General features: G+C 67.0%; 8 protein-coding genes. 1 reads left to right on the top strand and 7 read right to left on the bottom strand.

All coding sequences use genetic code 11. The annotated features are described in order from the left end of the window. Positions 1–174 precede the first annotated feature (174 nt). The gene (dmpG, locus tag BUB09_RS12555) at positions 175–1212 is read left to right on the top strand and encodes a 4-hydroxy-2-oxovalerate aldolase (protein WP_072898092.1); all 1038 of its coding nucleotides are present in this window, start codon (positions 175–177) and stop codon (positions 1210–1212) included. 1364 nt (positions 1213–2576) lie between these two features. Here the strand turns inward: dmpG and BUB09_RS12560 are convergent. From BUB09_RS12560 to ureC, 7 genes are all read right to left on the bottom strand, one after another. Continuing rightward, the gene (locus BUB09_RS12560; protein WP_072898093.1) at positions 2577–3524 is read right to left on the bottom strand and encodes a response regulator transcription factor; all 948 of its coding nucleotides are present in this window, start codon (positions 3522–3524) and stop codon (positions 2577–2579) included. Then, positions 3517–6963, bottom strand: a complete 3447-nt coding sequence (locus tag BUB09_RS12565) for a hybrid sensor histidine kinase/response regulator (protein WP_072898094.1) — start codon at positions 6961–6963, stop codon at positions 3517–3519. Before BUB09_RS12565 ends, BUB09_RS12560 begins: the two co-directional genes overlap by 8 nt. 61 nt (positions 6964–7024) lie before the next feature. Next, a complete protein-coding gene (locus BUB09_RS12570) occupies positions 7025–7609 on the bottom strand; it encodes a HupE/UreJ family protein (RefSeq protein ID WP_084083408.1) in 585 nt (194 codons plus the stop codon). Further along, positions 7609–8313, bottom strand: coding sequence for an urease accessory protein UreG (ureG, locus tag BUB09_RS12575; protein ID WP_084083441.1), 705 nt, complete (start codon positions 8311–8313; stop codon positions 7609–7611). Before ureG ends, BUB09_RS12570 begins: the two co-directional genes overlap by 1 nt. Before the next feature lie 32 nt (positions 8314–8345). Continuing rightward, complete coding sequence (locus BUB09_RS12580) at positions 8346–9083, bottom strand: urease accessory protein UreF (protein ID WP_139250277.1); 738 nt, start codon at positions 9081–9083, stop codon at positions 8346–8348. After that, complete coding sequence (gene ureE, locus BUB09_RS12585) at positions 9073–9573, bottom strand: urease accessory protein UreE (protein ID WP_245793279.1); 501 nt, start codon at positions 9571–9573, stop codon at positions 9073–9075. Before ureE ends, BUB09_RS12580 begins: the two co-directional genes overlap by 11 nt. A gap of 33 nt (positions 9574–9606) precedes the next feature. Continuing rightward, entirely contained in the window at positions 9607–11319 is a 1713-nt protein-coding gene (gene ureC / locus BUB09_RS12590; protein WP_072898095.1) for an urease subunit alpha, read from the bottom strand. Positions 11320–11438 lie beyond the last annotated feature (119 nt).

Consider the following 11438-nt stretch of genomic DNA (forward strand, 5'->3'; position numbering starts at 1 on the left):
TAAGCAGCAGCAAGCGGTAGATGCGGAATGCAGTCTGGTTTGCAGTCCCCTCTCCCACCGGGAGAGGGTGGCGCGAAGCGACGGGTGAGGGCCTCTCCGTCGCAGAGCATGCGCGATAACGAAAGAGGCCCTCAGCCCTGTCCCCGATGGACAGGGAACAAAACGGAGCGGGACATGAACCTCAAGGGCATCCAGATCAAAGTGCATGACATGTCGTTGCGCGACGGCATGCATCCGAAGCGCCACCAGATCACGATCGAGCAGATGCAGTCGATCTCGCGCGGGCTCGATGCGGCCGGCGTGCCGCTGATCGAAGTCACGCACGGCGACGGTCTCGGCGGTGCATCGGTCAACTACGGCTTTCCGGCGGCGACCGACGAGCAGTATCTGCGCGCAGTGATTCCCGGGCTCAAGCAAGCCAAGGTCAGCGCACTGCTGCTGCCCGGCATCGGCACCGTCGATCATCTGCGCATGGCGGCCGACTGCGGCGTGACGACGATCCGCGTCGCCACGCACTGCACCGAAGCCGACGTGTCGGAGCAGCACATCAACCTGGGCCGCAAGATGGGCCTGGATACGGTGGGCTTTCTGATGATGGCGCACATGATCGAGCCCGATAAGCTGCTGGAGCAGGCGCTGCTGATGGAAAGCTATGGCGCCAACTGCATCTACGCCACCGACAGCGCCGGCTACATGCTGCCCGACGATGTCACGGCGCGGATCGCGCTGCTGCGCGACAAGCTCAAGCCGGAAACCGAGATCGGCTTCCACGGCCATCACAACCTCGCGATGGGCATCGCCAACTCGCTGGCCGCCGTCGAAGCCGGCGCGCGTCGCATCGACTGCGCTTGTGGCGGCATGGGGGCCGGCGCCGGCAATACGCCGATGGAAGTGTTCATCGCCGTCTGCTCGCGGATGGGCATCGAAACCGGCGTCGACGTGCTGAAGATCAGCGACGTGGCCGAAGACCTGGTGACGCCGATCCTCGACTTCCCGGTGCGGATCGACCGCAACTCGCTGACGCTCGGCTATGCCGGCGTTTATTCCAGCTTCCTGCTGTTCGCCAAACGCGCCGAGGCCAAGTACGGCGTGTCGGCCCGCGAGATCCTGATCGAACTGGGTCGGCAGAAGATGGTCGGCGGCCAGGAAGACATGATCGAAGACACCGCGCTGACGATGGCGCGCGAGCGCGGTATCAAGTCGGCGGCGTAGTCGCCGGGATTCGACCGGCGGGCACATCCAAGCCCGCGGCGGTGCAGCTTGAGTTCCCCTCTCCCGCCGGGAGAGAGTGGCCCGGAGGGCCGGGTGAGGGACTGCCAGTGTGGCGCCATACCCGAACGCCCTCACCCGGCGCTGCGCGCCGACCTCTCCCGGGGGGAGAGGTAAGCAGGCGGCTAGTGCGTTGCACGGTCGGGGGACCCGCACAGACGGTGCGGCTTCGGTTCCCCTCTCCCGCCGGGAGAGGGTGGCCCGGAGGGCCGGGTGAGGGACTGTCAGCGTGGTGCCAGTCCCAGACGCCCTCACCCGGCGCTGCGCGCCGACCTCTCCCGGGGGGGAGAGGTAAGCAGCGGCTGGTGCGTTGCACGGCCGGGGGACCAGAACAGGCGGTGCGGCTTGAGTTCCCCTCTCCCGCCGGGAGAGGGTGGTCCGGAGGGCCGGGTGAGGGACTGCCAGTGTGGTGCCAGTCCCAGACACCCTGACCCGGCGCTGCGCGCCGACCTCTCCCCCGGGAGAGGTAAGCGGGCGGCGGGTGCGTTGCACGGTCGGGGGACCCGCACAGACGGTGCGGCTTCGGTTCCCCTCTCCCGCCGGGAGAGGGTGGCCCGGAGGGCCGGGTGAGGGACTGCCGGTGTGGCGCCATACCCGAACGCCCTCACCCGGCGCTGCGCGCCACCCTCTCCCGGGGGGAGAGGCAAGCAGGAGGCTGGTGCGTAGCACGGCCGGGGGGCCCGGAACAGGCGGTGCGGCTTGAGTTCCCCTCTCCCGCCGGGAGAGAGTGGCCCGGAGGGCCGGGTACGGGACTGCCAGTGTGGCGCCAGTCCCAGACGCCCTCACCAGGCGCTGCGCGCCGACCTCTCCCGGGGGGAGAGGCAAGCGGGCGGCTGGTGCGTGGCGCGGCCGGGGAACGGAACAGGCGGTGCGCCTTGAGTTCCCCTCTCCCGCCGGGAGAGGGTGGCCCGGAGGGCCGGGTGAGGGACTACCAGTGTGGTGCCAGTCCCAGACGCCATCACCCGGCGCTGCACGCCGACCTCTCCCGCCGGGAGAGGTAAGCAGGCGGCTGGTGCGTGGCACGGCCGCGGGACCGGAACAGGCGGTGCGGCTTGAGTTCCCCTCTCCCGCCGGGAGAGGGTGGCCCGGAGGGCCGGGTGAGGGACTGTCAGCGTGGTGCCAGTCCTAGACGCCCTCACCCGGCGCTGCGCGCCGACCTCTCCCGGGGGGAGAGGTAAGCAGGCGGCTGGTGCGTGGCGCGACCGGGGGACCGGAACAGGCGGTGCGCCTTGAGTTCCCCTCTCCCGCCGGGAGAGGCAAGCAGCGGCTGGTGCGTAACCGTGCGTGCGGGGCAGCGCTCAGGCTGATCAGCTGGCCAGCACGCGCACCGCGCGGGCTGCGGCCGATGCTCGATTCTCGACGCCGAGCTTTTCGAAGATCTGCTCCAGGTGCTTGTTCACCGTGCGCGGGCTGATGCCGAGAATCTCGCTGATGTCGCGGTTGGATTTTCCGCGGCTGATCCACAGCAGCACGTCGGCTTCGCGAGCGGTCAGATGCAGCGCTTGTTGCAGCAGCTGCATTTGCTCTTGCTGTTGGGCTTGCGCATCGACAACTTCGCGCAAGCGATACAAATACTCGTCCGGCCCGGTCGAGCTGACGTACGAAAACTCCAGCCGCCGCATGCCCAGCGCGACGATCGGCGGCACGCCCGCGTCACCGCTGCGCAGCTGAGTCAAGCGCTCGGCTGTTTCGGGCGGAAAGCGCAAACCGTCTCCGGGTACCGACGGCAGCAGCTCCACCAGCAAGCGCTCCGCACGCGGCGTGCACCACAGCAGGCGCCCACTGCGATCGGTCGACAGCAGAAAGCGGCCGGTCGCGTCGAGCGCGGTGCGAGATGACTGCGCCAGCCGCGCATTGGCCAGATGCACGCGGATGCGCGCCAGCAGCTCGCCGACGACGATCGGCTTGGCGACGTAGTCCACGCCGCCGGCCTGCAAACCGCGCACGACGTGCTCGGTTTCGGTCAGCCCGGTCATGAAGATCACCGGCACGTGCATCAGCAGCTTTTCCTGCTTGAGTCGTCGGCAGGTTTCGAAGCCGTCGAGGCCCGGCATCACGGCGTCCATCAGGATCAGGTCGGGCGTGATCTCGTCGACCAGCGTCAGGCAGGCCTCGCCGCCGGTGGCGACGAGCACCGTGATGCCCTCGCTTTCCAGCGTATCGGTCAAAAAACTCAGGCTTTCGGGCGTGTCGTCGACAACGAGCACGATGTCGCGGCGTGCGGCCGCGTCGCTTGCTGGGTCCGGTTCAATCATGGGGCGGCGTGACACGATCCTTGTCGTCGGGGGGCGCGGCGGCGTCGAGCAGCGCCAGATAGCCTTTCAGGTCGAAAGCCTCGACGCGCTGTTGCAGCCGGGAGACGAATGCAGCCGCACCCGCATCGGCGGCGACGATGTCGCGCAGCTTGGTCTGGATGCCGCGCACGTGGCCGATGCGGCCGAGCTGTTGAAGTGCATCGACATGCGGGCGCAGCGACGCCGGCAGCACATCGTCTGCAGCGGCCTGTGATGCGGCCACCGCCAGCTCGGGCATGCGCGGCGCTTCGATCCACTGCAGGTCAAGTAGCAGGCCGACGCGCTCCAGGAAGAACTCGACGTCGATCGGCTTGGTCAGGAAGAAGTCGTGATGCACACCGGCTTCACCACCCGGCAGCAAGTCGTGCGCATTGGCCGAGATCATCATGATGCGCAGCCTAGGCAAGGCCAGCGCGCGCAATCGCTCGGCGGTCTGCCAGCCGGACAAGCCCGGCATCTGCACGTCCAGCGTCACCAGATCAGGCTGCAGATCGGCGGCCATCTGCAGCGCGCGTTCGCCATCTTCGGCGATCAGCAGATCGAAGCCCAGCGGCTGCAGCACATGGTGCATCAGTTCCAGATGCGTCGGGTCATCGTCGACCAGCAGCACGCGTCGGCGGGCGCCGACGTAGCCGAGCAGCCGGCGTCGCATCGGCGCGGCCACCGCATCACCGGCGCTGGCTTCCGACAGCAGCATGCGCACGATGAACACGCTGCCCTCGCCCGGCACACTGCGCACCGTGATCTCGCCGCCCATGATCTGTACCAGCACCTTGGTGATCGTCAGCCCCAGGCCTGCACCCGGCGCTGCGCGTGCGCCGGGCATGCTGCCGCGCTCGAACGGCTTGAAGATGTCATCGATATCCTGCGGACGAATGCCGATCCCGCTATCGCTGATTTCGAACTCGGCGACATGCGTCCGGTAACGCACCGTCAACCCGGCATGACCGCGATCGGTGAACTTGATCGCGTTCGACAGCAGATTGATCAAGATCTGCCGCAGCCGCTTCTGGTCGGTATAGACGAACGTGGGCAGATAGGCCGGACGATCGAAGCGGAACTCGATGCCCTTGGCGGCGGCCTGCACGCGGAACATGTCGGCGATCTGATCGAGAAAGTCGTTGAGTCGCACGCGGTCGCGGCTCAGCTTGAGCATGCCGCTCTCGATCTTGCTGATGTCGAGCAGGCCATCGACCAGATTCGACAGATGCTCGGCGCTGCGGCGGATCACGCGTACCGCGTTCTGCGGCGGATTGGCCGGCTCGCGCTCCAGCAGCTGCGCATAGCCAAAGATCGAATTCAGCGGCGAGCGGATCTCGTGGCTGATGCCGACCACGTAGCGGCTTTTGGCCTCGTTGGCCGCTTCGGCGACTTCCTTGGCCTTCTGCAGTGCCGCATCGGTGCGCTCGTGCGCCTCGATTTCGTCCATCAGCATTGCGGTCTGTCGCGTCGACTCAATGACCGCCGCGTTGCGGCTCTCCTGTGCCAGCACCATCAGCCAGGCCGCAACGCCGAGCAGAATCAGCAGACTCAGAAACACGATCCACAGCGTGGTGCCGATCACGCCGCGCGCGGCCGGCACCGTCGAGCCGTACTGCAGGTAGATGAACGACAGCAGGCAGGCGATCGCGATCGTGAACAGGAACAGGATGCCGAGGAACTGCCCGATCGCCTGCGCACGCACCGAGCGGCTCAAGGTGCGCGGGATCAAGCGCCCCAGTACGGCGGCAATCTGCTGACCGAAGCGACTGTCGTCCTTGCAGACGTCGTGACAGCGCGCCTCCAGCGTGCAACACAGCGAACAGATCGGCCCGTTGTACGCAGGGCATAGCGCCATGTCGGCGCGCTCGAACGCGTTTTCGCAGATCGTGCAGCGAATCTCCGCGCTGCCCTGCGGCAGGCCGCCCGGCTGACGCGCCAGGTAGTAGCGGCCACGTGTGGCCCAGGCGATCAGCGGCGCCAGCACGAAGGCCACACCAAAGCCAATGAACGGCGCCAGCGCCTGCGGCAGCGCGCCGAACGCGCCGAAGAAAGCCGCCGTGCTGACGACGATCGACACCAGCATGCTGCCGACGCCGACCGGGTTGATGTCGTAAAGATGTGCGCGCTTGAACTCGATGAACGACGGCGACAGCTTCAGCGGCTTGTTGATGACCAGGTCGGCGGTCAACGCGCCGATCCAGCCGACGGCGAAGTTGGCGTACAGCACCAGAATGCTTTCGATGACGCTGAAGATGCCGATCTCCATCAGCAGCAGCGCCAGCACCACGTTGAACACCAGCCAGACCACGCGGCCCGGATGCGCGTGCGTCAGCCGCGAGAAGAAGTTCGACCAGGCGATCGAGCCGGCATAGGCATTGGTGACGTTGATCTTGATCTGGCAGGTGACGATGAACACGCCGGTCAGCGCCAGCGCCGCACCCGGTGAGCCGAGCATGTCGCGGAACACCGCGAAGAACATCTGCGTCGGCTGCGTCGCCTCGTCGGCCGACACGCCGTGCTGCTGCATCGCGTAGTACGCGAGCAGGCCACCGGCCGCCAGCTTGATGCCACCCATCAGCACCCAGCCCGGCCCGGTGCTGATCAGCGCCAGCCACCAGCCGAGACGCTTGCCGCGCTGCGCGTCAGGCAGAAAGCGCAGGTAGTCGGCCTGCTCGCCGATCTGCGGCAGCAGCGACAGCAATGTCGATGCGGCGATCGCAAACAGCAGCACGTCGATCGAGCCGTCGGCGGCGCCGCGTGCGCCGGCAAACTGCTGGATACCATCGATCGTCTGCGGCTGCGCTACGAACAAGTACACCAGTGGCGCCAGCTGCAGCACCAGCCAGACCGGCTGCGTCCACAACTGCATGCGGCTGATCAGACTGATGCCGTAGATCGCGATCGGGATCACGATCAGGGCGCTGAACAAGTGCGCGATCCACAGCGGCAGGCCGGTGACCATGTACAAAGCCTGCGACATGATGCTGGCCTCGATCGAGAACAGCAGAAACGTAAACGAGGCGTAGATCAGCGAGGTGATCGTCGAGCCCATGTAGCCAAAGCCAGCGCCGCGCGTCAGCAGATCAATGTCCAGCCCGTAGCGCGCCGAGTAGCGCGCGATCGGCAGGCCGATGACGAACATCAGCGCGCAGACCAGCACGATCGCCAGCATCGCGTTGGCAAAGCCGTACTGCAGCGTCAGGCTGCCGCCGATTGCCTCGCAAGCCAGAAACGAGATCGCGCCCAGCGCGGTGTTGGCGATGCGGAACGACGAGCGCTTGCGCGCACTCGACGCCGTATAGCGCAGCGCGTAATCCTCCAGCGTCTGCGTCGCCGCCCATTTGTTGTATTGGCGGCGTTCGCGAACGATGCGCTGATGGCGATGCAGGCCGCCATCAGGCGGCGGCGGTGGGCTCATCGCCGCGCGCCGCGCTGCATCGCCACGGCGCAGACCGGGACGCGTGGCTCAATCCACTGCTTCATCCGGCGACGGCGTAGACCAAGCCGGTGGCAATGCCGGCGATGCCGGCGGCGCGCGCCAACCGCAGGCCTGAGGCCGGCAACTGCTGGCCAGCGAGCTGCAACAGCACACTGCTGAGCGTAAAGCCCAACGCGTAGCGCAACGCCGATGAACCCGCCGGCAGTTCGGCGCCATGCGCCAGACCGTGGCACAGCGCAAAGCCCGCCACCAGCATCGTGGCCGTTGCCGCCGGCACGCGCAGCGCCAGCGCGCCGAACAAGCCGAGTATCAGCAGTGACGCCACGATACCCGCCTGCGCTTGCGCAAGATCAAAGCCGGCAAACGACACGCCGGCGCCGACCAGCATCAGCGCGACGAACACCAGCGGCAGTTGCACGCGTGCCCGACCGCCGAGCTGCGCCGACCACACACCCACCAGCAGCATCGCGACCAAGTGATCGACGCCGAGCAGCGGATGGGTGAAGCCAGCGAACAGGCTGCTGCCGACCACATCGTGGCCGGGATGCGCCGACGCCGGCAGTGCAGCGGCGAGCAGGCCGACCGACAGCAGCACGCGAGTAATGGACAGGGGCAGGCGGGTCATCAGAAGGTCTCCGGCAGGTCACGCGCCGGCAGGCCGCCGGCTTGGGCAATGAAGCGTGCGATGTCGTGCACGCCCTTATTGATCTTCAGGTTGGTAAAGATGAAAGGCCGCTCGCCGCGCATCTTGCGTGCGTCGCGGTCCATCACCTCGAGCGAGGCACCGACCAGCGGCGCAAGGTCGATCTTGTTGATCACCAGCAGATCGGATCGCGTGATGCCCGGCCCGCCCTTGCGCGGAATCTTGTCGCCAGCGGATACGTCGATCACGTAGATCGTGATGTCGGCCAGCTCCGGCGAGAACGTCGCAGCCAGGTTGTCACCGCCGCTCTCGACGAAGATCAGCTCCAGCGCCGGAAACTTGCGTGACATGTCCGCCACGGCTGCCAGATTGATGCTCGCGTCTTCGCGGATCGCGGTGTGCGGACAGCCGCCGGTCTCGACGCCGGCGATGCGCTCGGGCACCAGCGCGCCGGCACGCGTCAGAAACTCCGCGTCTTCCTTGGTGTAGATGTCGTTGGTGATCGCGGCCACGTCGTAGACCTGGCGCATCAGCTTGCACAGGCGCTCGGTCAACGCGGTCTTGCCCGATCCGACCGGGCCGCCGATGCCAACGCGCAGCGGTCCGTTGACCGGCGCGATCCGCGCCGGCGTCAGCGTGGTGACGGGTGCAGTGGGGGAAACAGGTACATCAGCAGTCGTCGTCATCGTCGTGGTCATCGCAGTCGGGATCGTGGGCGTCAGGAGCGGAACAGCCGGGTGTATTGGGTTTCGTGATGCATCGAGCACAGCTCCAGTTGCGGCGAGCCGGTGCCCAGGTCGTCGAGCGCGGTGGTCAGCGCGGCGTCGGTTGCACGCGCGACGACGCCGCGCAGCTGTGCCAGTGCGTGCTGGCCGTCGGTCTGGCCCAGCGGCACCAGTCGCACGCCGGCCGACACCAGATTGGCCGCCACGGAATGCAGATAAGCATGCAGCGCCGCATGCAGCGCAACGCGATGCGCCGCGCAGGCCAGCGCCATCGTCACGCAGTGCGCAATGGCGACATCGGCATGACGCTGCGCGAATGCATCGAGCTGCGGATGTGGCCAGGCCTTGCGCGTCACCAGCAGGAACGCTGCGCCCTGCTGTCGGGCTTCAAGCGCGGTTTCGCTGCTGGCGCGGAACGCATTGGCCAGCTCGGCCACATCGTCGAGCGCGGCCTCGTCGTCACCGGCCGCCGCGCGATACGCGTGAGCGAACAGCACGCCGTCGACCCAGCCGCCGCCGCGCTCGATGACGGCGGCGATGTAATCAACCAGCGTTGCCACATCGACGACACGGCCTTGCTCGACCGCCCATTCCAGACCATGGCTATAGCTGAACGCGCCGATCGGGTAGCTCGGCGACGTCCACACCAGCAAGCGGTACGTGGCATCCGCCGCAGCAGCCGCGTCGACTGCGGCGTCGGCGACGTGCGGCACAAGCGGGTCAATGCCCATGGTCAACGAACACGAAACCATGTGCGGGCGCGCCGTGGTCATGCGCCGCGCTTCCTGCATACGCGCCCGACTCCGGCGTAAATGGCGCGCGTAGCGGCCGCACCTGCGCGCCCAGGCCGATCAGCATGTCGGTGATCACATGGTCTTCGCGGATGAAGATGCAGTCGTCGCTCAACTGCGCCGGCAGATGGCGGTTGCCGATATGCCAGGCCAGCCGCACCAGCTCGCTGGTATTGCGGGCACGGATCTCGGTCAGCGCTTCGTCAGCGGCATCGACGCGGACGATGCGGCCGTCGGTCAGCTGCAAACCGTCGCCGTGTTGCAGCACCGTGGCGCGCGGCAGGTCGAGCAAAAACTCGGTGCCGCCGAGTGCGACGTAGCGGAAGCGTCGGCGATGGCGCTCGTTGAAGTCGAGGCTGATGTGATCGGCCGCGGTTTCAGCAGCCCAGCGGCCGGCAGGAAGAATCTCGTGTGCGCAGAGCATGGCCATCGGCATCAAGCGCGGTTGCAAGCGGCGCGCATGTCAGAACAGGAAATAACGCTGCGTCATCGGCAGGCTCGCGGCCGGCTCGCAGGTCAGCAGCACGCCGTCGGCGCGCACCTCGTAGGTTTCGGCATCGACTTCGATCAGCGGCGTCGCGTCGTTGAGCACCATCGAATGCTTGCCGATGCCGTCGCGCACATTGCGCACCGCGGCCAGCGGCCGCGTCAGTCCGAGCCGGCGTGCACCGTCGGAATCGGCGAACGCAGCGCTGACGAACAACAGCGACGACTCGATGCCCGCGCGGCCCAGCGCGCCGAACATCGGCCGGTAATGCACCGGCTGCGGCGTCGGAATGCTGGCATTGGGATCGCCCATCGGCGCTGCGGCGATCATGCCGCTTTTGATCACCAGGTCCGGCTTGACGCCGAAGAAAGCCGGCGACCACAGCACCAGGTCGGCCAGCTTGCCGACTTCGACCGAGCCGACGTGGTCGTCAATGCCGTGCGCGATGGCCGGGTTGATCGTGTACTTGGCGATGTAGCGACGTGCGCGGAAGTTGTCGGCGGTGCCGTCGTCGGGGCCGAGCACACCGCGCTGCAGCTTCATCTTGTGCGCGGTCTGCCAGCAGCGGATCACAGTCTCGCCGACGCGGCCCATCGCCTGGCTGTCGCTGCTCATCATCGAAAAGGCGCCGAGGTCGTGCAGGATGTCTTCGGCGGCGATCGTTTCCTTGCGGATGCGGCTTTCGGCAAACGCGACGTCTTCGGCGATGCGCGGGTCCAGGTGATGGCAGACCATCAGCATGTCCAGATGCTCGTCGAGCGTGTTGCGCGTGTACGGCCGCGTCGGATTGGTACTCGACGGCAACACGTTCGGCAGCCCGGCCACGCGGATGATGTCGGGTGCGTGGCCGCCGCCGGCGCCTTCGGTATGAAACGCGTGAATCGTGCGGCCCTTGAACGCGGCGATCGTGCTTTCGACGAAGCCGGATTCGTTAAGCGTGTCGGTGTGCAGCGTCGCTTGCACGTCGAGCGCGTCGCAGACGCTGAGGCAGCAGTCGATCGCTGCCGGCGTCGTGCCCCAATCCTCGTGCAGCTTCAAGCCGCAAGCACCGGCCCGCACCATTTCTTCGAGCGCCGCCGGCTGGCTCGCGTTGCCCTTGCCAAACAGGCCGATGTTCATCGGCAGGCTTTCGCAAGCCTGCAGCATCCGCGCGATGTGCCAGGGCCCTGGCGTGCAGGTCGTGGCCAGCGTGCCGTGCGCCGGCCCGGTGCCGCCGCCAAGCATCGTCGTCACGCCGGCATACAGCGCCTCGTCGACCTGCTGCGGGCAGATGAAATGGATGTGCGCATCGATCGCACCGGCGGTCAGGATCTTGCCCTCGCCGGCAATCACTTCGGTGCCGGGCCCGATGACGATGGTCACGCCGCTCTGCACGTCGGGATTGCCGGCCTTGCCGATCGCAACGATGCGCCCGCCGCGGATGCCGACATCGGCCTTGACCACACCCCAGTGATCAAGAATCACTGCATTGGTGATCACCGTATCGACGGTGCCTTGCGCACGCGTACGCTGGCTCTGCCCCATGCCGTCGCGTATCACCTTGCCGCCGCCGAACTTCACTTCTTCGCCGTAGACGGTGTGGTCACGCTCGATGCAGATGAACAACTCGGTGTCGGCCAAGCGCACCCGATCACCGGTGGTCGGCCCATACATGCCGGCATAAGCGCGGCGGCTCAGCGTGTTAGCCATGATGCAATTCCTGATCGGTGAGCGTCTGGGCCCGGTTAGCCGCCAGTGGCGCGAGGATGTCGAGCAAGCGCGAACCCGCAACAACCCCTCTCCCCCCGGCAGAGGGTGGCGCGCAGCGC

The organism is Hydrocarboniphaga daqingensis (genome assembly GCF_900129825.1).
GTDB lineage: Bacteria > Pseudomonadota > Gammaproteobacteria > Nevskiales > Nevskiaceae > Hydrocarboniphaga > Hydrocarboniphaga daqingensis.